The sequence below is a fragment of the Shewanella khirikhana genome, assembly GCF_003957745.1.
Taxonomy (GTDB): domain Bacteria; phylum Pseudomonadota; class Gammaproteobacteria; order Enterobacterales; family Shewanellaceae; genus Shewanella; species Shewanella khirikhana.
This window is the reverse complement of the sequence record NZ_CP020373.1, coordinates 1,549,131-1,572,212: the sequence shown is the minus strand read 5'-3', so window position 1 is coordinate 1,572,212 and position 23,082 is coordinate 1,549,131. Positions and strand designations below refer to the sequence as shown.

Annotated in this window: 18 protein-coding genes; 8 read left to right on the top strand and 10 right to left on the bottom strand. The window is 55.4% G+C overall.

Features of this window, described 5'->3' with window-relative positions; genetic code table 11:
* Positions 1 to 118: 118 nt before the first annotated feature.
* The 5 genes from mdoH to STH12_RS06790 form a co-directional block, all read right to left on the bottom strand.
* On the bottom strand, positions 119 to 2,320 hold the full coding sequence (gene mdoH / locus STH12_RS06810) for a glucans biosynthesis glucosyltransferase MdoH (protein ID WP_126166855.1): 2,202 nt from the start codon (positions 2,318 to 2,320) through the stop codon (positions 119 to 121).
* An 8-nt stretch (positions 2,321 to 2,328) separates the two neighbouring features.
* The gene (locus tag STH12_RS06805) at positions 2,329 to 3,942 is read right to left on the bottom strand and encodes a glucan biosynthesis protein G (protein ID WP_126166854.1); all 1,614 of its coding nucleotides are present in this window, start codon (positions 3,940 to 3,942) and stop codon (positions 2,329 to 2,331) included.
* A 295-nt stretch (positions 3,943 to 4,237) separates the two neighbouring features.
* Positions 4,238 to 4,882: a hypothetical protein gene (locus tag STH12_RS06800; protein ID WP_218567778.1), complete on the bottom strand. Its 645-nt coding sequence runs from the start codon at positions 4,880 to 4,882 to the stop codon at positions 4,238 to 4,240.
* A gap of 192 nt (positions 4,883 to 5,074) precedes the next feature.
* Positions 5,075 to 7,129 (bottom strand): dipeptidyl-peptidase 5, encoded by a 2,055-nt coding sequence (locus tag STH12_RS06795; protein ID WP_126166852.1) that lies wholly within the window; start codon positions 7,127 to 7,129, stop codon positions 5,075 to 5,077.
* Positions 7,130 to 7,274: 145 nt separating this feature from the next.
* On the bottom strand, positions 7,275 to 8,810 hold the full coding sequence (locus tag STH12_RS06790) for a fumarate hydratase (RefSeq protein ID WP_126166851.1): 1,536 nt from the start codon (positions 8,808 to 8,810) through the stop codon (positions 7,275 to 7,277).
* Between the two features lie 171 nt (positions 8,811 to 8,981).
* On the opposite strand from STH12_RS06790, the gene pabB reads away from it, so the two are divergent.
* Both pabB and STH12_RS06780 read left to right on the top strand, forming a co-directional pair.
* Positions 8,982 to 10,457: an aminodeoxychorismate synthase component I gene (gene pabB, locus STH12_RS06785; RefSeq protein ID WP_164551285.1), complete on the top strand. Its 1,476-nt coding sequence runs from the start codon at positions 8,982 to 8,984 to the stop codon at positions 10,455 to 10,457.
* A gap of 2 nt (positions 10,458 to 10,459) precedes the next feature.
* The gene (locus tag STH12_RS06780; RefSeq protein WP_126166849.1) at positions 10,460 to 11,080 is read left to right on the top strand and encodes an NUDIX hydrolase; all 621 of its coding nucleotides are present in this window, start codon (positions 10,460 to 10,462) and stop codon (positions 11,078 to 11,080) included.
* A gap of 236 nt (positions 11,081 to 11,316) precedes the next feature.
* Here STH12_RS06780 and STH12_RS06775 read toward each other — a convergent pair whose 3' ends face one another.
* Positions 11,317 to 11,652, bottom strand: coding sequence for a hypothetical protein (locus STH12_RS06775; RefSeq protein WP_126166848.1), 336 nt, complete (start codon positions 11,650 to 11,652; stop codon positions 11,317 to 11,319).
* Between the two features lie 151 nt (positions 11,653 to 11,803).
* Between STH12_RS06775 and asnS the strand changes: the two genes are divergently transcribed.
* Positions 11,804 to 13,204, top strand: a complete 1,401-nt coding sequence (gene asnS / locus STH12_RS06770; protein WP_126166847.1) for an asparagine--tRNA ligase — start codon at positions 11,804 to 11,806, stop codon at positions 13,202 to 13,204.
* A gap of 102 nt (positions 13,205 to 13,306) precedes the next feature.
* Here asnS and STH12_RS06765 read toward each other — a convergent pair whose 3' ends face one another.
* From STH12_RS06765 to STH12_RS06750, 4 genes are all read right to left on the bottom strand, one after another.
* On the bottom strand, positions 13,307 to 14,185 hold the full coding sequence (locus tag STH12_RS06765; RefSeq protein ID WP_126166846.1) for an FAD:protein FMN transferase: 879 nt from the start codon (positions 14,183 to 14,185) through the stop codon (positions 13,307 to 13,309).
* A gap of 80 nt (positions 14,186 to 14,265) precedes the next feature.
* Positions 14,266 to 15,576 (bottom strand): DUF3570 domain-containing protein, encoded by a 1,311-nt coding sequence (locus STH12_RS06760; RefSeq protein ID WP_418856608.1) that lies wholly within the window; start codon positions 15,574 to 15,576, stop codon positions 14,266 to 14,268.
* Between the two features lie 182 nt (positions 15,577 to 15,758).
* On the bottom strand, positions 15,759 to 15,974 hold the full coding sequence (locus tag STH12_RS06755; RefSeq protein WP_126166844.1) for a DUF4266 domain-containing protein: 216 nt from the start codon (positions 15,972 to 15,974) through the stop codon (positions 15,759 to 15,761).
* A complete protein-coding gene (locus tag STH12_RS06750) occupies positions 15,971 to 16,459 on the bottom strand; it encodes a TlpA family protein disulfide reductase (RefSeq protein WP_418856607.1) in 489 nt (162 codons plus the stop codon). The genes STH12_RS06755 and STH12_RS06750 overlap by 4 nt, the downstream gene beginning before the upstream one ends.
* A 405-nt stretch (positions 16,460 to 16,864) precedes the next feature.
* On the opposite strand from STH12_RS06750, the gene hyaA reads away from it, so the two are divergent.
* The 5 genes from hyaA to STH12_RS06725 all read left to right on the top strand — a co-directional run bounded on the left by hyaA (position 16,865) and on the right by STH12_RS06725 (position 23,078).
* Complete coding sequence (gene hyaA, locus STH12_RS06745) at positions 16,865 to 17,998, top strand: nickel-dependent hydrogenase small subunit (protein WP_126166843.1); 1,134 nt, start codon at positions 16,865 to 16,867, stop codon at positions 17,996 to 17,998.
* A 3-nt stretch (positions 17,999 to 18,001) separates the two neighbouring features.
* Complete coding sequence (gene hyaB, locus STH12_RS06740) at positions 18,002 to 19,714, top strand: nickel-dependent hydrogenase large subunit (RefSeq protein WP_126166842.1); 1,713 nt, start codon at positions 18,002 to 18,004, stop codon at positions 19,712 to 19,714.
* A 15-nt stretch (positions 19,715 to 19,729) separates the two neighbouring features.
* Positions 19,730 to 20,452 (top strand): Ni/Fe-hydrogenase, b-type cytochrome subunit, encoded by a 723-nt coding sequence (gene cybH, locus STH12_RS06735; protein WP_237158778.1) that lies wholly within the window; start codon positions 19,730 to 19,732, stop codon positions 20,450 to 20,452.
* A 113-nt stretch (positions 20,453 to 20,565) separates the two neighbouring features.
* Entirely contained in the window at positions 20,566 to 21,123 is a 558-nt protein-coding gene (locus STH12_RS06730; RefSeq protein ID WP_126166841.1) for a HyaD/HybD family hydrogenase maturation endopeptidase, read from the top strand.
* On the top strand, positions 21,111 to 23,078 hold the full coding sequence (locus tag STH12_RS06725; protein WP_126166840.1) for a hypothetical protein: 1,968 nt from the start codon (positions 21,111 to 21,113) through the stop codon (positions 23,076 to 23,078). The genes STH12_RS06730 and STH12_RS06725 overlap by 13 nt, the downstream gene beginning before the upstream one ends.
* Positions 23,079 to 23,082: the final 4 nt, after the last annotated feature.

Below are 23,082 nucleotides of genomic sequence, written 5' to 3'. Positions count from 1 at the left end.
CCGTGTTTGGCCGATAACAGCCTAAGCTGCAACTATAAAAAAGCCCGGCAATCGCCGGGCTTTTTGTATCAGTCAAAGCTCGTCACCCTCGCAGGCTAACGAGCAGTGCGCTGACGCCTTAGCAGATAGTCACCAAATCATCGTCGGCATAGGCCTCAGGTAAGCTTTGCATGTGTTTTAGCAGCAAAGGGTTACCCAGCACATAACTGAGCTCCTGACGGCTCAGCAGCGCAAGCAAACTGGTCTGGCACTGGCCTTCCTGTACCTTCACCCGCGCAATGGCTTCCAGCGGCTCAATTGCACTGCCAGGTACATGGGTCGGCAGTTTATCCATAATGCTCATATGCAGCGCCATCAGCTCGGGCCTTGCCAGCAGCAGCGGCATATTCCAGCTGCTTTCCAGCGCCCTTGCGTACAGTTCGCGCCGGTTTGCGGCTTCAGTAACGATTTGCGGCTCTTGCACCTCTTCCGGGGTGGCCAGGATCTTACGGGCCTTGAACCACTCGCCAATGGGGCCAGACGCCGTGGCCGCCGACAGCGGCACCGCCAGCCAAAGGCCAATCAGCGCCGGTGACATCCAGGCCAGCAGCGTCAGCGAGTCCAGCATAGCGGCATAGCCAAGCAGCAAGCCTGCCACCATATGCCAGCGATGACGGTAGATAAGGTCTTTCCAAGGCAGACTGCCATCATCACGGCGCTGGGGCGACCAGCCGCTGTCGCGGCCAAACAGAATCGACAGCACGGCGCCGCAGTGGATGAACATCATGATGGGGGCAATCAGCGCCGAGAGAATGACTTCGGTGATGGTGCTCAGTATCACCTTGAAGCGACCGCCCAGCGCCTTACAGGTTTTACTGTCGAAAAACAGCACCAAGAGGCCAAACACCTTGGGCCCAAACAAGATACCCATGGTGATATAGAAAAGTCGCAATGCCCTGTCAGAGTCCATCACAGGCCAGGTTGGGAACAGCGAAAACTGATCGGTAAAGTATTCAGGACGGATGTAGTGCGCCTGCAGCGCCAGCAACAAGCCCGATAAAATCAGCAGCAGCCAGAAAGGCGATGACAGGTACGACATAATCCCTGTCACCAGATGCATACGGCTAACCCAATGCAGCCCCTTGGCGCCGACCACGCGGCTGTGCTGCAGGTTGCCCTGACACCAGCGCCGATCGCGCACCGCCATATCGATAATTGACGGCGGACACTCTTCATAGGATCCGGCCAGATCGGCGGCAATCTTCACGCTCCAGCCAGCACGGCGAATAAGCGCCGCCTCGACAAAGTCGTGGCTCATGATATGGCCGCCAAAGGGTGGTTTCCCGGACAAATGGGGCAAACCCGCCGCCTTCATAAAGGCCTCGGTGCGAATAATCGCATTGTGGCCCCAGAAGTTACCTTCTTTTTGCACCCACCACGCAAGCCCGGTACCAATCACAGGGCCATAGAAACGCGCTGCAAACTGCTGCACCCGCGCCATCAGGGTAGTGCCGCGGATAAGCGCCGGAATGGTCTGGATAAGACCCGAGTCCGGATCGGCTTCCATGCGCCGCGCCAACGAAACCATGGTGGACGTTTCCATCACGCTGTCGGCATCCAGCACCAAAAGATGCTGATAACTGCTGCCCCAGCGGCGACAAAAATCGGCCACGTTACCGGCCTTGCGGGCGATATTTTTACGACGGCGACGATAATAAACCCGCGCCTTACCGGCGGTGGCTTCGCGCAGCAGCCAAAAGGCGTGCTCTTCGGCCAGGGCAATGTCGGGATCCGTGGTATCGCTCAGAATGAACCAGTCAAAGGCATCCCCTTCCGGACGCGCTGCGAGCGAAAGTGACATAGCCTCCACCGCGGCAAACACCCGGTCCGGCGACTCATTGTAGGTCGGCATCAAAATGGCGGTTTTTGCCTGAAGCGGCACGAATGGCGCCTCAGTGTCGCAGCCCTGCGCCTTTCGGGCATTGAAGGCCTGCTTAATCAGCGAGATAAGCCCCGCAACCCCGGCGCAAAACGCCAGCGCAATCCAGCAGAAGTTAACCGCAAACAGCACCAGCACCGCATATTCCAGCGGAGTTAAGCCGCCCACCAGGAACACGCCGCGCATCTCATAAATGGCAAAAGCCGACAATAGCAGCGCCGAGCCCACCACGCTCCAGCGTTTAACCGGATTGGATTTCAGCGCCTTGGGCTGCACCGGCGTGCGCGGAAAGCCTTCGGAAAATGCCTTCAGCGACTGGGCAGGCATGTCCCCGGGGCGCTCAGGCGGCATGGCACTGTCACCCGCGAGGGTGACAGCTTCGGTATCAAGCAAATTGCTCATGGCTGGCCTCAGAGCGTCCAGCGATAGAGCCAGGTTTCGACGCTTTTAGGCTCGTCAAACTTAAGCTCGGCGCGAAACTCGGCCATGCGGAACTCGCCCGGATCGAACTCAAACGACAAACGGTAGCCGTTTGATTTGGGGTTTTCACGGATAACCACATTGCTCACTTCGCCCTGGCTCACTTCAATCTTGGCCTTGGGCAACTTGGCGGGCTTCTCGCCTTTTACCTCATAGTCCACCACAAACAGGCGCTTGGGCGTAGGCTTGGCAATGTCGGCGCGGCCGCTGGCGGTGCGGGACACTATGACCGAGTTTTCCACCGGCGCCGGATTTGCGCCCCATGACAGGTGATAAGCAAAGCGGTATTCGCTGCCAGCGGCCAATGGCTGGCGCGGCTTCCAGAACGCCACTATGTTGTCGTGAATTTCTGACTGGGTTGGGATTTCGGTCAGTACCACTGCACCGGCGCCCCAGTTACCTACAGGTTCAACCCACAGACTTGGACGACGCTCGTAGTTGGCTTCAAGGTCCTGATAGTTAACGTAATCACGCTCACGCTGCATCAGACCGAAACCCTGGGGCGAGTTATCCATAAAGGCGCTGATCTGCAGATCCTTTGGATTCGCCAGCGGGCGCCACAGACGCTCGCCACGGCCGTTTATCATTAAAAGCCCGTCAGAGTCATGCACGGCAGGACGGAAATCATCGGTCAGATGACGGCCATTGGGCGAGTGCATATACATACTGGTGCTGGGGGCAAGACCCACCTTGGCCAGTTCAACCCGAGGGAACAGCACGGCTTCCACGTCCATACGGGTGTTTTCACCGGGGCGGATAGAGAAACGGTAGGCACCGGCCACGCTTGGGCTATCCAGCAGTGCATGCACCACAATCAGATTGGTTTCAAGATTCGGCTTTTCAATCCAGAAGGCACGAAACACCGGGAACTCTTCCCCGGCGGTATCGGCGGTCTTGATGGCAAGACCACGGGCAGACAGACCATAGGCATTGCCTTTACCGAGGGCGCGAAAATAGCTGGCCCCCTGAAAAACAAACAGCTCGTCAAAATATTCAGGATTATTAATTGGATAGTGGATACGCAGACCACTGTAACCTATGTCTTCGGTAGGCAGTTTTTCACGCAGCACATCACCGGCACTGAACAGGCTTGAATCATAGGACAGGTGGGTGGCCTTTTTGCCTTCAACCACCGCAATCTCAATCAGATCCTGGAAATAAAAGCCGCGGTGAAACAGCTGCATCTGGTAAGGCAGCCCCTCTTGTTTCCAGATGGCGGCATCGCTTTTAAAACGAATGTCACGGTACTCATCGTAGCTGATGTTGGCGAGGCTGCCGGGCAGCGGATCGCTCAAGGCAACATAGGGTTTTGCCGACAGTTGACGGGCCAGTCTCACGACAGTATCGGCATCAAAACTGCCGGTTTTGGCAAAGCGCACCTGCCCGGGTTTAACCGGTTTGGGCGGCATTTCTGCCTTCACCCGCACGGGAACCGGTTCCGGCTCGGCGGCAAAAGCAGAAATTGAAGACAGCACAGAGGCGCCAAGCAGCAAGGCACCCAGAGCCTTTGGTGATGAACTGGTGGCACGATGAGAACGAACCATAGGAGCAATGACCCGAAAAATGTTGAAAAATAGAGTGTTTTTGGCTAGTTGACCGCAAGCTTGTCTGCCGGACGGCGTGACAGGAAATTGCGATGCTCGCTTAGCGCGAAAGATATCAGAACGGTAAAAAAAAGCACAAACTATGTTGTGCTCTTTCTGGCCCGTTAGAGACTTTGTAATCATATGTTTATTTCATTTTGTTATAAGCAATCCGTAGCCGAGTATCATCCCTGCTCAGGGAAAGGGCATCATAGCCCCATAGGCGGCACAATCGCAATGAAAATGAAACAGATAACTAACAATCCCAGTCGGAAGGACAATGGCTGTTAAAGCGGGAAATTTCGGGCTCGCCCTCCCCCTTAAGCAGATAATAGTGCTTGTCGTAAATGCGCCAGCGGCATAAATCGATAGGAGTCACTTCACTGGCATTGACGGTACCGGACAGACCGGCCTCTTCAAACGCCGCGGCCACCAATTCCGAGCAGAAAAAGCGGCTGTAGTCGCGCTCGTTGTAACCCGGGCCCTTTAAGCTGTCGAAGATATCGAAGGCCGACATCAGCGCCTGGGGAATATCAAACTCCTTTCGCGCCTTGGCCTGATTGAACAGAAAGTCATAAAAACGGCTCTGATCGAAGCGGCTTTCCCGCAGCTCTGGGCACAGCGGCAGCCACCAGATGTCCCCTTCATAACTCATACGGTCGCTGAAGCGGTTGATTTGCACGCCGGTAAAGCCATTCAGCTCAGTGGACTCGATGATTTGATTGAAAAAACGGCCGCTTTGATCTTCCACCACCTTGGTTTGCAGAATAACCCCAACATGGGACACGGCGGACTGGGTCATAAATTTGGTGAGTATCGAAAAAGGCGCGCGGCCACCAAAGGCCACCACATCGCCTGGTTGCATCCGTTCGCGGGCTTCCTGATAAGTTAAGGTTTTCATTCCCATGGCAATTCTCCTGACTAAAGTCCATTTTAGGCCACCTGCTTTATAGGTTGTTTATGCAGGTGCTTTGGCTTAGGCGTATTGGCTCAGCTGTTTGCCCGAGCCAGCCAAGTGGGTCACTATACTTAAGTTTTGTTAAAAAAAAAGCCGGACAGGTGTCCGGCTTCGTGAAGCAGTTAATAGACTCGCTTATTTAGCGGTCCAGCGGTCCATCCAACCCAGTACCTTGGCATACCATTGCTGCAGGTTTTCAGGGTTGAGGATCCAGTGGTTTTCGTCTGGGAAAATCAGCAGCTCAGACGGAATGTCGTTGCGCTGCATAAAGCTGAATGCCGCCAGACCCTGATCATAAGGTACGCGGAAGTCCTTCTCACCGTGGATCACCAGCATTGGGGTTTTCCAGTTTTCAACATAGTTGACCGGGTTGAACTTCTCGTACAGATCGCGGCTCTTTTGATAAGTACCGCCGAACTCGTACTCAGGGAACCACAGCTCTTCAGTCACATGGTACATAGAGCGCATGTCGAACAGACCCGCGTGGTTTACCAGACACTTGAAGCCATCGTTCCAGTTACCCTGGATCCAGTTCATCATGTAGCCGCCATAGGAGCCGCCGAGGGCACAGGCGTTGTTCACGTCCAGCCACTTCTGCTGGCTGCCAACCGCCGCAAGACCTTTTTGCAGATCTTCCAGTGGCTTACCGCCCCAATCCTGGGAAATGGAATCGGTAAAGGCCTGGCCATAACCGGTAGAGCCGTGGAAATCCACCATCACCACACCGTAACCGGCACCGGCCCACAGCTGGGCATTCCAGCGGTGGCTGAAGCTGTTACCAAAGGAGCCCTGCGGACCACCGTGTACCAGATAGGCGACAGGATATTTTTTGCCTTCTTTATAATTGGCAGGCTTGATCCAGTAGCCGTGTACGGTTTCGTTGTTCCAGCCCTTGAAGGAGAACTGCTGGAACTCACCGAATTTGATTTTGGCGAGTTTGTCTTTGTTTACTTCGGTCAAACGGGTCAGGCGATCGCCATCTTTGCCGATGGTAAACACATCACCAGGCTCAACCAGGCTGCGGTGGGTAAACACCAGCTTGTCACCGGCAAGGCCAATCAGGCTGTTGCTGCCATCGTTGTAGATGGGACGCACATCGCCAAACTGGGTGTTCACTTCAAAAATCGATACCTGACCCACGTCCTGCGCCGTCACATACAGGGTGCGGTTATCATCGGCAAACTGGATTGACGATGGGCTTCTGTCCCACAGAGGCGCCACTTCCTTTTCCTGACCGGTTTTCAGATCCCGAAGCATTATGGCATAGCGATCGGCTTCAAAACCGGGGCGCTTCATCGCCAGATAAGCCATATAAGCGCCGTCGCTGCTAAAGGCAGGCTGGGCATCCCAGGCGGTGTTCTTGGCGGTCAGGTTCTCGGTCTTACCGCCCTTCACGCTCACTTTCCACAGATCGTAGTTGGTGGTCCAGGCCTGATCTTTGGAGGGTGCCTTGGCGCTGTACACCAGATACTGGCTGTCGCTGGTAAAGGCCACTTCTTCCATGCCGGAAAATGGCTTGGGCGGCACTTCGGTATCCAGGCCCTTGGTCACGTTAACCGGGGCGCCCATGCTGTTGCCGCTGATATCGGCCACAAACAGGTGATTGCGGGCGTGGTCATGCCAGGTATCCCAGTGGCGCACCATCAGTTGGCTGTATTCGCGGCCAGTGCTCTTGCGCTTGGCTTCGGCATCGAACTTGTCTTTTGAACATTCCAGCGTGTCACACTCAGGGAACACTCTTAAGGTCATGGCCAGCTTGCTACCGTCTGGGGACAGCTTGATACCATTGATATCAAGCGGCAAATCAGACACCTTCACCGCTTCGCCACCGTTTAATGGCAGGCGGTACAGCTGGCTGGTGCCATCGCGACCGGCCAAAAACAGAATGGATTTACCATCGGCGGTAAATACCACATCGTGCTCGGTGCCCTTGGCACTGGTCAGCTGCAGCGGCGCGGCTTTGGGATTGGTCAAATCCAGCAGGAACAGGTTGGACTCGCTGCTGCCATCATCATTGATTTCTTTGAGGCCATACACCAGTTTGCTGCCGTCGGGAGACAGTGCCTGCGAGTGCATTTTGTTGAGCTTTACCAGATGTTGAACCGTGAATGGCTCGGCGCCGGAGGCGAGAGCCGCACTTGAAACACCGGCGAATGCCAGCGACAGGGCGATAGCGCTTAATTTCTTCATGGATGTTGTCCGCAATACTGTTTGTTATTGTTAGTGGCCATGGGCCAGATATGCCATCCCGGCAAAAAAGACACCTTAATCCAAAGACAAGGGCCCGGACAAGTGTGTCTGGGCCCTTTTAATTATGGATTTTTAGTCAAGGCTATCAGGCCTTGGCGTTCTGGATATTGACTTTCCAGATGGCCGGGCCGGTCTCGTGGGCGTTCACGCCCTGAGCGTCCACCGCCACAGTCACAGGCATATCCTGCACATCAAATTCGTAGATGGCTTCCATACCCAGATCTTCAAAGGCAACCACGCGGGCATGCTTAATGGCTTTGGACACCAGGTACGCAGCGCCGCCAACGGCCATCAGGTACACGGCTTTGTGCTGCTTGATAGACTCAACGGTGGCAGGACCACGTTCGGCCTTACCAATCATGCCCATCAGGCCGGTCTTATCCAGCATCAGATCGGTAAACTTATCCATGCGGGTGGCTGTGGTTGGGCCGGCAGGACCCACTACTTCGTCGCCAACCGGATCGACCGGGCCGACGTAGTAGATAAACTTGCCGGTGAAGTCCACGCCTTCCGGCAGACCTTCGCCCGACTCAATCAGGGTTTGAATGCGCTTGTGGGCAGCGTCACGGCCGGTGAGCATCTTACCAGACAGCAGCAGGGTGTCACCGCTCTTCCAGGTTTCGATGTCGGCCTGAGTCACTGTATCCAGATTTACGCGGCGCACGCTCTCGCCCACTTCCCAGGTAATTTGTGGCCAGTCACTGAGGCTTGGCGGTGACAGATCGGCAGGACCTGTGCCATCCAGGTGGAAGTGTACGTGACGGGTCGCGGCGCAGTTGGGGATCATCACCACCGGCTTGGAGGCGGCGTGGGTTGGCGCTGATTTGATTTTCACATCCAGCACTGTGGTCAAGCCGCCCAGGCCCTGGGCACCAATACCCAAACCGTTGGCGCGCTCAAAAATATCCAGACGCAGCTTTTCTTCTGCGGTTTCAGCGCCTTTGGCCATCAGCTCGTGGATATCGATGCTCTCCATCAGGGCTTCTTTGGCCATTACAGCGGCTTTCTCGGCGGTGCCGCCGATACCAATACCCAGCATACCAGGAGGACACCAGCCGGCGCCCATGGTTGGCAGGGTCTTTTCAACCCAGGCGGCGATATCATCGGATGGGTTCAGCATCACCATCTTGGACTTGTTTTCACTGCCGCCGCCCTTGGCGGCAATGGCCATTTCCACATGGTTGCCTGGTACCATGTCGATATGCACCACAGATGGGGTATTGTCTTTGGTGTTTTTACGGGCACCGGCGGGGTCGGCAACAATGGATGCGCGCAGCGGGTTATCCGGGTTCGTGTAAGCGCGGCGAACGCCTTCATCCACCATCTGCTGCACTGTCATGTCGGTTTTGTCCCACTGCACACCCATACCCACTTTCACAAAGCAGGTGACGATGCCGGTGTCCTGACACAAAGGACGCTTGCCTTCGGCCGACATGCGGGAGTTAATGAGGATTTGAGCGATGGCGTCTTTGGCAGCCGCGCTCTGCTCGCGCTCATAGGCTTCGGCCATGGCGTCGATGAAATCTTTAGGGTGGTAGTAGGAGATGTATTGCAGTGCATCCGCAACACTTTCAATAAAATCGGCCTGCTTGATCACGACCGGCGAGTGATTCTCTGACACGTTATGCTCCGACTCTTTCAGCTTTGTTGACAGCTCTATTTATAGGGAAGACCCAGACCGACCAGGTCAGGCCTCTTGTTTTGGTTAATCCTTTTTCGGCCAATATGATACTCTGTTGCAAATATTTGGGCTACATCACAAGTTGAATAAGGTTAATCGATGTTACCTACCCTGCCCGTTCGGGCATCTTTTGCCCCACTGGCCGTAAAAACCCTGGACTGGACCGATACCACAGAGGCACTTTTTGCGCATTTTGCCGCCTCGCCCTGGGCCATGTTGCTGGACTCCGCCAACGCAAATCATCCTGACGCCCGCTTCGACATCATAGTGGCTAACCCCATTGCCAGCCTGAAAGTATATGAACACCACTGTGATTTAGCCGTAGCGCAAGCGTTGCAAGCTGCAACTACGCAGACAGCGCAGACGACGCAGACAGCGCAGCACACTCAGCAAACTGAGCGCATCGATGGCGGACAGTGCCCGTTTGCGCTGATGCAAACCCTTACCCAAGCACTGTATTCACAGCATAAATCAAGCGAGCTGCCCTTTGCCGGTGGCGCCCTTGGGGCCTTCAGTTATGACCTGGGCCGTAAGGTTGAACGTCTGCCGAACATAGCTACCGACGATATTCCACTGCCACTGGCTGCCATCGGCTTTTATGACTGGGCATTGATAAAAGACAGTCACACCAATCAGTGGCAGTTGCTGCACTATCTTGGCGATGCGGCCCTGGAAACTGTATTGGCTCAAATCGAAACTCTGCGCCAAGGTCCAGCCCCAAAAACGCCGGACTTTGCGCTCACATCGCCCTTTGGCTGTCAAATCAGCCGCGAAGACTATGATGCCAGGTTTGCCGCCGTGCAGGCCTATCTTCACAGCGGCGATTGCTATCAGATAAACCTGACCCAGAGGTTTGAGGCTCGCTATCAGGGCGAAGAATGGCAGGCGTATCTGGCGCTGCGCTCGGCCAACAAGGGGCCATTTTCTGCCTTTATCCGGCTGGAGGAAGGCGCCATTTTGTCCATCTCCCCCGAGCGCTTTTTAAAGCTTGCTGACGGTCAGGTAGAAACCAAACCCATCAAGGGCACCTTGCCGCGCTCAAGCGATGCGAAAGAAGATGCAAACAACGCTGACTGCCTGCGCCAATCGCCCAAAGACAGGGCCGAAAATCTGATGATTGTTGATTTGCTGAGGAACGATATCGGCCGGGTGGCAAGCCCGGGGTCGGTGGCGGTGCCCAAACTGTTTGAGATTGAGAGCTTTCCTGCGGTGCATCACCTGGTCAGCACTGTTACCGGCAAGCTAGCCGACGGCCTTGGCGCCTTTGATTTACTCAAAGCGGCCTTTCCCGGCGGCTCCATTACCGGTGCCCCCAAAATCCGCGCCATGGAAATCATTGAAGAACTTGAACCCTCACGGCGCAGCATCTACTGTGGCTCTATCGGCTACATCAGTCAGGACGGCAAGATGGACACCAGCATTACCATTCGCACCCTGGTGGCGGTGGATGGCAAGCTGTATTGCTGGGCCGGGGGTGGCGTGGTTGCCGATTCAGTGGCCGATGCCGAATATCAGGAAACCTTCGATAAAGTCAGCCGTATTCTGCCGCTGCTCGAGCAGAGATTCAGCGATAAAAACCGAGGATAAACATGCCCTTTCGAGGTCGCCGTTCACTGTCTGCCAATGAGCTTAAACTGCACTTTTCGCTGCAGGCATTACGCCATGACATTGTATCGGCGCCACTGAAAACCAAGGCGCGTAAGGCCGCTGTGTTAATGGCCTTTGAAGAAAGAGACGGTGAACTCTGCCTGATATTCACCACCCGCCCCACCCATCTTCGCGCCCACCCAGGGCAAATCAGCTTTCCCGGCGGCAAGATTGAAGAAACCGATATAAGTCCGCTGCATACCGCTTTTCGGGAGGCGGAAGAAGAAATTGGCCTTGGGGCTGATAATCTTGAGCTGCTCGGGCAATTTCCCTCCCACCGCACCTTTACCGGCTTTGAGATAACGCCAGTGCTGGCACTGGTAAAAGCGCCGTTTGAGATGCGAATTGATCCGGGGGAAGTGGCCGAGTGCTTTTATGTACCATTACGCTTTTTTATGAACGCCCGGCATCGCCAGGTAAAACGCTTTGTGCGCCAGGGCCACAGCTATCAGGTGGTGTTTATTCCCTGGCAAGGAAGGCTTATCTGGGGCGCCACCGCCGCCATGATTGATTTGCTGTGCCGCCACATCACCGATGACAGCAGCCTGCAAAATGACCGATGACAACAGCCAACAAAATGGCAGCTAAAGGCGAGTTAAGATAAACGGCCAATAAAGGAAGCAAGGAAAGTAAGGAAATAAGGAAGGAAGTAAGAAAGCAAGGAAGTGTTCCGGCCCACGTGTCTAACTTAGCTTTTGCAGTGCGCTAAGCGTCAATCCTCAACGAACAGTGCTCAACGAACAGCGCTCTAAGGACAGTGCTTCAAAGCAATAGTGGCAGCACTGCCCCAAGCCTGACGCTAGATAAGGAAACTCACATAAAGCCCCGCCGCCAGCGATGCCAACAGCAAAAGTGGGATATTGAACCAGTAACCCATGCGGCTGTGCTGCGCCACGTACACATTAAACAGCAAGCTCACCAAACTGATGCCGCAAACTATCCAAATCACCTGCTCAAGCCGAAGTGTCAGCTCTGGGTCCCAAAACAGCCTCACCTGGGCACCCTTGGACAGAAAGTAACCCACGGCGGTATCGGGCCTTGCACCATCAAAAATAATCAGCGCCCACACAGCCAGAGCCCAGCCCAAAATCGACAATCCGGCCAGCAAAAGCTGGAATATTCGCAGTTTACTCATGGCTCACCTCCGAAAATTGTTAGCGGTTGCCACAGGAATGTGAATATATTCCACAGCATACCTTTTTCAGCTTGAGAAAAGCCACCGGAAAGGTAATATAAACCTCCTTTTCAATTTTATATCACATGTTTCGTTGGAGATAAGCGCAGCAATGAGCATTGCATCTATCGCATCCGTTTTTAAGGGTGAATTCGCCCCCGGCACTGAAATCACAGTGCGCGGTTGGGTTCGTACCCGTCGGGATTCCAAGGCAGGGATCTCCTTCCTCGCCGTCTATGACGGCTCCTGTTTCGATGCCATTCAGGGCGTAGTGCCCAATGCTCTGTCTAATTACAATGACGAAGTGCTGAAGCTTACTGCGGGTTGCTCCGTGGAAATGACCGGTAATCTGGTGGAATCTCCAGGCTCAGGCCAGGCGTTCGAACTGCAGGCCACTGCCGTGAAAGTTACCGGCTGGGTAGACGATCCTGACACTTACCCTATGGCTGCCAAGCGCCACTCAATTGAGCACCTGCGCGAAGTGGCTCACCTGCGTCCACGTACCAACATCATTGGTGCCGTGGCCCGTGTGCGTAACTGTCTGTCTCAGGCCATTCACCGCTTCTACCACGAGAACGGTTTTATTTGGGTTTCTACCCCCATCATCACCGCCTCTGACTGTGAAGGTGCCGGTGAGATGTTCCGCGTCTCTACCCTGGATATGGAAAACCTGCCACGTACTGACGCCGGCAAGGTAGATTACGATCAGGACTTTTTTGGCAAAGAAGCCTTCCTGACCGTATCTGGTCAGCTGAACGGCGAAACCTACGCCTGTGCACTGTCTAAAATCTACACCTTCGGCCCAACCTTCCGCGCCGAAAACTCCAACACCAGCCGTCACCTGGCGGAATTCTGGATGGTTGAGCCGGAAGTGGCCTTTGCCGATCTGAACGATATTGCCGGTCTGGCCGAGTCTATGCTGAAGTACTGCTTCAACGCCGTACTTCAAGAGCGTATGGATGACATGAAGTTCTTCGCCGAGCGCGTAGATGGCAGTGTTATCGATCGCCTGCAAAACTTCGTCAGCAGCGACTTTGCCCAGGTGGATTACACCGACGCCGTTGAAATTCTGCAAAACTGCGGCAAAACCTTCGAATACCCGGTTGAATGGGGTATCGATCTGCAGTCTGAGCACGAGCGTTATCTGGCCGAAGAGCACTTCAAAGCCCCTGTGGTCGTGAAGAACTATCCGAAAGATATCAAAGCCTTCTACATGCGCCTCAACGAAGACGGCAAGACAGTAGCGGCCATGGACGTACTGGCGCCTGGCATCGGTGAAATCATCGGTGGCTCCCAGCGTGAAGAGCGTCTGGACGTACTGGATGCCCGCCTCGAAGAGATGGAGCTGTCGAAAGAAGATTACTGGTGGTATCGTGACCTGCGCCGTTACGGCACAGTGCCACACGCAGGTTTCGGCCTCGGTTTCGAGCGTCTGGTGTCTTACGTGACCGGTGTGGGTAACATCCGTGATGTAATCCCATTCCCGCGTGCACCCCGTAGCGCGAACTTCTAATCAGCGAACTGCTAATAACGTAGAAGCAATCATGCGATAACGAAAAAGCCGCCTTATGGGCGGCTTTTCTATTTGTGCTTCCAGCTCTGTTTGACGCAGCGCTTAGCGCTGCACCAAATGCACCAAACCTTCGCCGCGAAGAAAGACCTCTGCCCCCTCGCCCTTAAGCATCGCCATGGTCGACAGCATCCCAGCCGCCGAGGCGCTTGGCGCCAGCACAGTAACCGAGCGCGGCGCATTGGCAACCGGATAGCCGGTTTTGGGCGATAAAATATGACCGATGCGTTTAGCGTCCACCAGCAAAAAGCGCTTGGTATCGCCACTGGTGGCAAGGCCGCCACCGGGAAATGCAATAAGCCCGGACGCGTTTTCGCTGCTATCCAAATCCTTATTTGCAGGATTAATACCTTCAACCCCAATCTGCCAGGGGTAACGACTTGCGGCGATATCACCGCCAAGGTTTACCAGCACAGCAACATTAAGGCCGAGTGATTTAGCGCGGCGCTCCATCAACAGCAATGCCCTGTCAGCGGCGTACTCCTTGGCGATACCGCCAAAGTCGAGGCTCATGCCCGCAGGCAGTTGCAACGTATTTGCATCAAACACCAGCCGCTCAAAGCCTATGCACTCAAGGGCTGCCTGAACTTGCCTGTCGTTCGGCAAATGATGATTAGGGCCATGAGGTTTAGAGCCAAAGCCCCACAGCCGCTGCAGTGGTGCCGTGGTGATATCAAAAAGCCCATCGGAAAGGCTGAAGCAGTTGGCTGCGAATTGAAGCAGCCCATGGGTTTCAGCATCAATACGAATCTCGCTGCCAGCAAGGCCGTTGATGCGGCTAAGCTCACTCTGGGGCAAATAGCGGCTGTATTTGGCCTCGATGCGTTTCACCTCGACTATCGCAAGGTCTGCAAGAGCCTCTGCAAAAGCCCTGGCCTGCAGGTCACTGGCACCGATAAACAGCAGCTCACAGTCGCTTGCCATAGCGCCAAAGCATATCCGCCTCGTACTCCTCTTGCCGCCAGCCACGAGGCTTAATTCCACGAGATTCAATTCCACGAGACTCAATTCCACGAATAGTTAAGCTGCAGCATGGCGGCATTGAGCTCTGGGTACAAATCGAGCCCCTGAAGACCTTCAAGGCCTGATGCCTCACCACTGGGGAGCTGGCGGTAATACTCAAGCCTTAGCGCAATTTCATCGCCATCTTTAAGGCGCCAGCCGGTTTTAAGGCCTATCGTCCAGGTGTCCATATCGCCGATGCGATAATCGGCGCTGATGTGCTTCGCGATAGGCTCGCCTTGCAGCAGATACGGGGTAAAGAAGTCCACGCCCTGTTGGCGATACGCCCGCAGATGTAACTGCACGTAAGGGCCCATTTTGCCGGTAAAATAATGGCGATATCGGCCTTCCAGGGTGTGGGAATCAAGCCCCCAGTCATCAATGGTAAAGCGGTAGGAGTACTCGGCCACGCCGCGCCTAAATGCCGTTTTTCCGAGCACGAATGCGCTTTGCTTAAGGCGGCTGTCTGGCCGCGACTCATAAAGGTAGTGACTGGCGTTGCCGCCGCTATCCAAAACCGACACCAACTTATAAGGGTCATTAAGATAACCACTTGAATAACCAAGGCCGTAATTGAATTGCACCAGGGTGGATTTGGTGAGTATTTGGGTGACGCCGAGCATCAACTCGCCAATGCGTTTATCACCGACACCGCGCTCACGGCTCATATCAAACGCCTGCCAGAAGGCTTCTTCATCGGCAAAGTCTTTTCGAATGGCCATGGTGCTTAAGGGCACGGGTCTGCCCCCCACGGCATCAAACAGATCGTAGCCCAGGGCGCCTGAGAGGCTTAAGGTGGTGTTGTCTTTATAAAAGCCCCACTCGATGCCGCCATTCACGCCAAGTGACAGATAATCAAACTCTTTTGAACCATAGATACCAACGTTGACTTTGGTCGCGGTATCCAGCGTCTTTTGCCAGCCGCCAAAGAGCGACAGCCGCGTATCCTGAAAGGTGTCATCGAGCGGCGTATCAGCGGCCGCCACCTGATATTCGCCCTTGCCCGATGGCCGGGTGAAGGTTTGAGCGCTTTGCTGCGCTAGCGCACCTGAAGCCGATGCGCCGGACAGGCTGTCGAGCACAATTTTCGCATTAATAGACTCGCTGTCGGATAAGGCCTTGGTGCCCGATACCACGCCTTCGATGGCCTGCACCCGCGCATCTTCACGATACCAAAGCAGCGCAGCATCGATTTCCCAGCCGTCAATCAGACGGGTGAGCAGACCGTCATCATCGCTATCCGGCACTTGATTTAAAGCATCAGCGACGCCAACTGCCGGAGCTTCGGTTGCTGACGCATCAAAGCCTATCATGGCAAGGCTTGAGAGGCAGATGGCGGCTGCAATGCCGTGTTTGGGCGGCTTTGAAGAAATTGAAGCAGTTGATGAAGAGACATAGTCACCCGGCTTTGCTTGTGTAAAACGCGAGTTCACTTCATCGGCAATCAGATTTGTAGGATTGCCAGGCTGTGAGACAGGACACTGTGAGGCTGGCATCAGTTGCATCCGCAGCCGCCTCCGCCAAAGCTTCTGCCGCCGCTGGCACCTTCTTTACTGAAATACACATGGTCGTCCAGTGATAAATCCAGCGCTTCGGCTCCCAGCTGCATATCCTCACGGGCAAATTCGCCCTTCTCCCAGGGCTGCAAGGTGGTGCAGCCGCCAAGCAGGAACAGTGCCGCCGCGAAAAAGATTATTGCTTTGAACTTCATTGCGGCTGCTCCAGTAAGGCCACAAGCTCAGCTTCATATTCGCTTGTCTGCTCGGTAAAAAAGCCCACATGGCTTTTAACCAGCTTTCCCGACTTATCAAACACAAAGCTTGAAGGCATCCCCAGCAAATCAAAACTTCGTGCCACCTCGCCTTCGCTGTCATAGCCAATGTTAAATTGAGGCTTCAAAGCATTGAGGAAAGGTGTGGCATCGTCTTTGTCGGTATCGAGGTTAATGGCGAGCACCACCAGCCCCTTGTCCTGATAACGACTGTGCATCTCGTTCATCCAGGGGAAGGATTTACGGCACGGGCCGCACCATGAGGCCCAAAAATCCACGTACACCACCTTGCCGCGATAATCGCTGAGGTTTAACACCTTACCCTCAGCATCCACTACCTGATGCTCAAGGCTCGGCGCGGCAACAGCCTGACCGGCAATCCCCACCATAAGCAAAGCCGCCACAGCCAGGGAGGCCAGTTGCATTCGGGACTGGGGCGCAAAGAATGTAGCAAAATTCATGGTTGGCTCTCTGGCATCTGCTTTAGCGATCTCGCTAATAGGCACGGGATTGTCTTTTCATAAGCTTAAGGATTTATTAACCATCAGGGAAGTTTTTACGCCATCCCATTACCTTTCCCCAACCACAGCGTAAACACCAACAAAAGGGCGTAGAAAACACTCAAAATCTGCGACATTTTGACCCACTGCACCAACAAAAATTTGAACCACCTCATGTTACAAAGATGTCACAAGCCTGGGCCCGGCGACGTTGGGTAAAAGCTTGACGTGTATCAATATCGGGCCATGCCCCCCTTCCTACACTTTTCCTGAAATGTCGTGCATGCGAAAGGCATGTTTACAACTTAAAAACAAAAAAAGGTCGTCACCATGGATACACATGCAGCCCTCTACGAGCAAGGAAAGCAGCGGCTTGAAACCCTGCGCTCCCTGCCAAGGCGCCACGAGGAGACCCTCTTTGACAAGATGGCTCAACATGGCATTACCCGTCGTGATTTTATGAAGTGGAGCGCCTCGGTTACCGCCATGCTGGCGCTGCCTCTGCCCTTCTCTACTCTGGTGGCCGAGGCCGCCGAACTGGCCGATCGCGTGCCGCTTATCTGGCTGCACATGGCCGAATGTACCGGCTGCTCTGAATCCCTGGTGCGTGCCGATACCCCAAACCTGGATACGCTGATTTTCGACCACATCAGCCTTGAATACCACGAGACCCTGATGGCCGCCGCCGGTTGGCAGGCCGAGGAAAACCTCGAGCACGCACTGGAAACCTACAAAGGCAACTACCTGCTTGCTGTAGAAGGTGCCGTCCCCACCGCCAATAACGGCGCCTTCTTAACTGTGGGCTGTAAAGGCCACACCGGGCTTGAAATCATCAAGCATGCCGCCGAAGGCGCGGCCGCTATAGTGTCTGTGGGTACCTGCGCTTCCTTCGGTGGTGTGCAGGCAGCCTACCCCAACCCCACAGGTGCCAAGGGCATACACGAGGTAGTGAGTAAGCCAGTGATAAACCTCGGTGGCTGCCCGCCCAGCGAGAAAAACATCGTCGGTACCCTGATGTACTTCATCATGTTTGGCAAACTGCCGGCGCTGGATATGTTCAACCGGCCCAAATGGGCTTACGGTGCCCGGGTACACGACAACTGTGAACGCCGCGGCCGCTTCGATGCCGGTGAATTCGTTGAAGAATTTGGCGATCACGGCGCTAAAGAGGGCTACTGCCTCTACAAGGTGGGCTGTAAAGGGCCTTACACCTACAATAACTGCCCTACCGAGCGTTTTAACCACCATACCAGTTGGCCGGTACTCGCCGGTCACGGCTGTATGGGCTGCTCCGAGCCCAACTTCTGGGACGACATGGCCGACTTTGAGAAGCCACTTGGCCGGCAACTGCTGCATGGGCTTGATGCCACCGCCGACACCATAGGCGCCGTCATTCTCGGTGCCACCGTGGTCGGCATCGGCGCCCACGCCGTTGCCAGTGTATTTGCAGCCAAAGAGGACTAAATCATGAGCCAACGTGTTGTTATCGACCCCATCACCCGCATCGAGGGCCACTTGCGCATCGAAGTCGAGGTAGATGAGAACAATGTCATTCAGAACGCCTGGTCCTCTTCCACCCTGTGGCGCGGCATTGAGGTTATTCTCAAGGGCCGTACCCCCATGGACGTGGGGCTGATTGTGCAGCGTATTTGCGGCGTCTGTACCTATTCCCACTATCGCTGCGGTACCGAAGCGGTGGAAAACGCCCTCGGGGTGAAAATTCCACTGAACGCAAAGTACCTGCGCTCATTAATGCAAACCTCGCTCTATATGCACGACCATATAGTGCACTTCTATCACCTCCACGGCCTCGACTGGGTAGATGTGGTCTCGGCCCTAAGCGCCGACCCTGCCAAGGCGGCTCAGGTGGCGCTCAAGTATACCGATAAGCCGATTGCCGCCGGAGAAGGCGAACTGCGCGCTGTACAGGAGCGGGTAAAAGGCTTTGTGGAAAAAGGCCAGCTCGGCCCCTTCGCCAACGCCTACTGGGGTAATGGCACCTATAAGTTCACCCCAGAGCAGAACCTGATTGCCCTGTCTCACTACTTAAAAGCGCTGGAAGTGCAGCGGGTTGCAGCCGAGATGCTGGCCATCTTCGGTGGTAAGCAGCCTCACCCACAGTCTTTGGTGGTGGGCGGTGTGACCTCGGTACGTGACATGTTAAGCCCCGCCCGCTTGCAGGAGTGGAAGCAAAAACATGCTTATGTGACCGACTTTATCAAGCGTGCCTATCAGGCCGATATCGTCATGGCGGCTGAAGCCTTTGGCACCGAACCTTCGGTACTTGGCGGCGTGAATGTGAAAAACTTCCTCGCCACCGACGACTTTGTACTCTCCGGCGGCGAGTACATGTTCAATGGCGGCGTCATAATGAATGGCGATCTGGCCGGTGTCAGCGACATTAATCCAGACCTCATTGCCGAAGACGTGACCCACGCCTGGTACAGTGCCGACAAGGCGCAGCACCCCTACGATGGCACCACAGTTCCCAATTACACTGGCTTTGTGGAGCGCGACACCGTTTATGGCAAGCTGCCGACCCTGGATGGTGATGGCAAGTACTCCTGGGTGAAATCCCCTCGTTACAACGGTGAACCGGTGGAAGTCGGCCCACTTTCAAGCCTCTTGGTAAGTTACGCCCGTGGCAACAAGGTGGTTGTGGACGCAGTCAATGCTCTGCTCGCTCGCACCGGTCTGCCGGTAGCGGCGCTCTTTACCACCCTGGGGCGCACCGCTGCGCGCATGCTGCAAACCGTGATTGTGGCCGATGAAGGCCTGCGTACCTTCGATGCGCTTTTAACCAACATTCAGTCCGATGAAGCCACTTACGTGAAGCCTGAAATCGACCCAGCCAAAGAGTATGTAGGGCATGCGATGATTGAGGCGCCTCGCGGTATGCTCAGTCACTGGATCCGCATCAAGGGCGGCAAGGTTGAGAACTATCAGGCGGTGGTGCCTACCACCTGGAATGCCGGTCCCAAGGATGCCAACGGCAAGATTGGCCCCTATGAGGCCTCGCTGATTGGCCTCAAGCTTGAAGATCCTGCCAAGCCGCTGGAAGTGATCCGCATCATCCACTCCTTCGACCCCTGTATGGCCTGCTCGGTGCACGTGATGGACTTCAAGGGCGCGAGCCTGTCTGAGTTCAAGGTGTCACCCAATGGCTCTTCAGGGTATTAAAGAAACGGAGGCTGTATGAACACGCAAGTCAAGACGCCTCCCGGGGGCGGCAGCACAGCGGCACATCACACTGGCCAGCAACATGGTGATGGATATGAGCGGACCTTTATCTTCACCGCCGCTATCCGCATCTTCCACTGGCTAAGAGCGCTCGCGATCCTGGTGCTGGTGGTGACCGGCTTCTACCTCGCCTGGCCGTTTTTGGTCGCGCCCGATTCCACCGATGTACTGGTGCAGGGCTGGGTACGCTTCGGCCATCTGGTGTTCGGCTTTGTGCTGTGCGCCGTTACCCTCGCCCGCGCTTATCTGTTTTTCTTCAGTAAGCACGACATTGAGCGGCGCTCCATGCGCGATGTGCTAAGCATCAACAGCTGGATAACCCAACTTAAGTCCTACCTCTGGATGGGTAAACTCAATAAGGCGGGTGTGTACGGGCCACTGCAATTTGTGACCTACTTTGCGATTTCGGTAATTGCCGGCGCAATCTGCATCACAGGGCTGATACTTTATGCCAATGTTTACCATGAAGGCATGGGCGGCATGCTGTGGGGCACGGCAAGCACCCTCACTGCCTGGATGGGTGGCCTCGCCGAAGTGCGGCTGTGGCATCACTACTTTACCTGGGTATTCATTGTGTTTGTGGTTATCCACGTTTATATGGCTGTGTGGACAGGTATTCGCTTCAAACACAACTCGGTAGACTCCATCGTCTCCGGCTACGACTACCATAAGCATTGATGCCGCTTGCGCCATGCCTAATCCAGGGAGGATAAGCATGGCGCTGTTTCTGTACCCTACTTGTACACACCGCATTTGGTGACGCCCACTGACGGGCTACTGGAGGAGAAAGGATGAAAGTCCTGCTACTCGGCATTGGCAACATACTCTTCGCCGACGAAGGCGTGGGCGTGCATTTCGCCAATTATCTCGCTGAAAATTATCGTTTTGCTCACCCACAGCATTCCCTTGACATTCTTGATGGCGGCACCCTGGCTCAGGGCCTTACTCCCATCATCGCCAAATACGACCATCTTATTGTTTGCGACACAGTCAACGCCCCGGGTGTGATGCCGGGGGAAGTCTATTTCTTTGATTTTGATGCCGCCCCTGCCGAAATCGACTGGCAAGGCAGCGCCCATGAAGTGGAAATGCTGCAAACCCTCACCATGATGGAAATGCTTGGCGACAGGCCCAAAACCTTTGTGCTCGGCGTAACCCCCACAGTGCTCGAGCCCATGCACCTTGGGCTGACCCAGGACTTGCTCGCCGCCATTCCGGTGATGGAAAAGGCGCTGCTTGCCCACCTGAGCGACCTTGGTTTTAACAGCAAAAAGGTGGCTGACAACACCATAGAAAGCCTGTACCAGGACGCCATTTACCGGGAGGCCAGTAATCCATGTCTGCAATAGCCCCGACTCCCGCTGATACCCCCTCAGCGCCAACGCCTCTGGATGCACCCATGGGTGAAAAATCCATTAGATTTGAGTTTGATACCTCCCGGCCTGTGCCCTTTTACAGTACTACCCTCAACCGGCTCGCCTGTGAGAGTGAATATCAGGCATTGGCATCCGAGGCCGGGGTAAGCAAGCTTGAGCGCGGCTACCGCTATTGGCTGCGCGCCCGCGGCAATCAAACCGAGCTTGGCGCCCTCGCCGATATCCTGGCTCAGGCGTTTCCGCTGTCCTGTTTTCTGCTGGGCGCCCGGGTAGCGGCCATACCGGATGAGGACGTGCCAGAGGCGGTGCTATCAAACACGCAAGCGGCGCAGGAAGCAGAGGATCCGCAGCTCGCCTTTTGCGGTCACTGTTATCCACGCTTTGGCGACAACCAAAGCGCCGAGTTTGGCGACCTCGACCTTGCCTGCCCCCATTGCCACGGTGAAAAGTTCAATTTCCCCCAGGGGCATGTTGAGGCAACTCCCGTAAAAGCGATAACGCTCGGTGAGCTTAGCGCTATGGCCAGCGCGCTTATCACAGGCGATGCCAGAGAGCTGGATGGCAAGCGCTACAGCCTGAAGGGCAGCGCCCAGCGTGATACGCTGCTGGTGTGTAACCCAAACAGCCTGCCGGGCCATTTGATGGCCTCCGAAGCCGAAGTACTGGCGCTCTCCAGTATTGAAAAACCGAGACTCAGGCTTATGCCAGTCCCCGGCCACGACAGACTCACGGCGCCCAGCTATCGGGTACGTTTTGCCGCGAGCCGCGCCGAGTTGGTGCTCTGTGAGCTGCTGCGCATGAAAGGCATCGACTACCTCTTTACCCAATCCAGCTTTGATACTGACAGCACCCTGGATCTGTGCGCCATCGATGGCCGCTGGCACTGCATCAGCGAGGCGATATCGGCTGCAGGCACTGCCGCCTATGCCACACTCGAGTCCGGCACCAGGCCTGAGCACAAAATTGCCAGCAGCAATGGCGTGATGGCGCAGCTGGACGGGCAGTCAGTGTCCTTAAGAAAGTGTAACGACACTTCGCTGGCGCGGGTCAAAGGCCCTGCCGCACTGGCGCTAAAGGGCCTCACCGGCAAGAGCGGTAAGGCCCTTGCCCACCACGCCAGCCTCTACCTTGGCGGCGCCGGGCCACTGGAGATAGCCACTGTGGATGGTCAGGGCAAGGAAGAGGTGTTTTTCAGCCAGACGCCGCTGCCGGACAACGGTTATGACATTTATCGACTGCTGATGGAGAGCCCCCAGCGCACCGTGCTTGAAAAATTCAAGGCGAGCTTCCCTCAGGAGTGCCTTGCCATGCTGGATATCAGCTTTTCCCCCACTATGGAGCGCGGCAACCTGCAGGGGCTGTGGGCCATGGGCGCCTGTATTCTGGGGCTGAGTCTTGGGCGGGAAAAACCCTCAGTGGCCTTTTTGAGTGACGCCCTTATCAGTGAGGCACAGAAATTCCGTGGTCAAACCGCTCCCCGCATCGACTATCCACTGGTCAGGGGTGAGGCGCTGCGGGCCATTAACTGGTGCAAAACCCTGGGCACCCTGATGAGTTTTCGCCTCGCCGGTGATGAAGACAAGCCCAAGCTCGCCTTTGCCATGATGGACTCGCTGGCGGACTATCTTGCCAACTGGATTGAACATCTGGATCTGAATGTCGGCATTCGGAGCGTGTATGTCAGTGGCCGTGAGCTTGCCAACCCCGTTTTGGCAAAACGGCTGTGGCTGCGTCTGGGTAAGAACTTCCCCATTGAGACCAATCCCGAGCGGGATCTTGATGGCGCCCTTTTTGCCATCGGCGCCCTGTTTACCGAAACGCCGCGCCGCTTTGGCGCACTTGGACGAGAACTTGGACGTGAGCTTGGCCGTGAGCCTGCCCGAGAGATAGGCCGTGAGGCAGCGCTCAAAACAGATAACACACGATAAACAG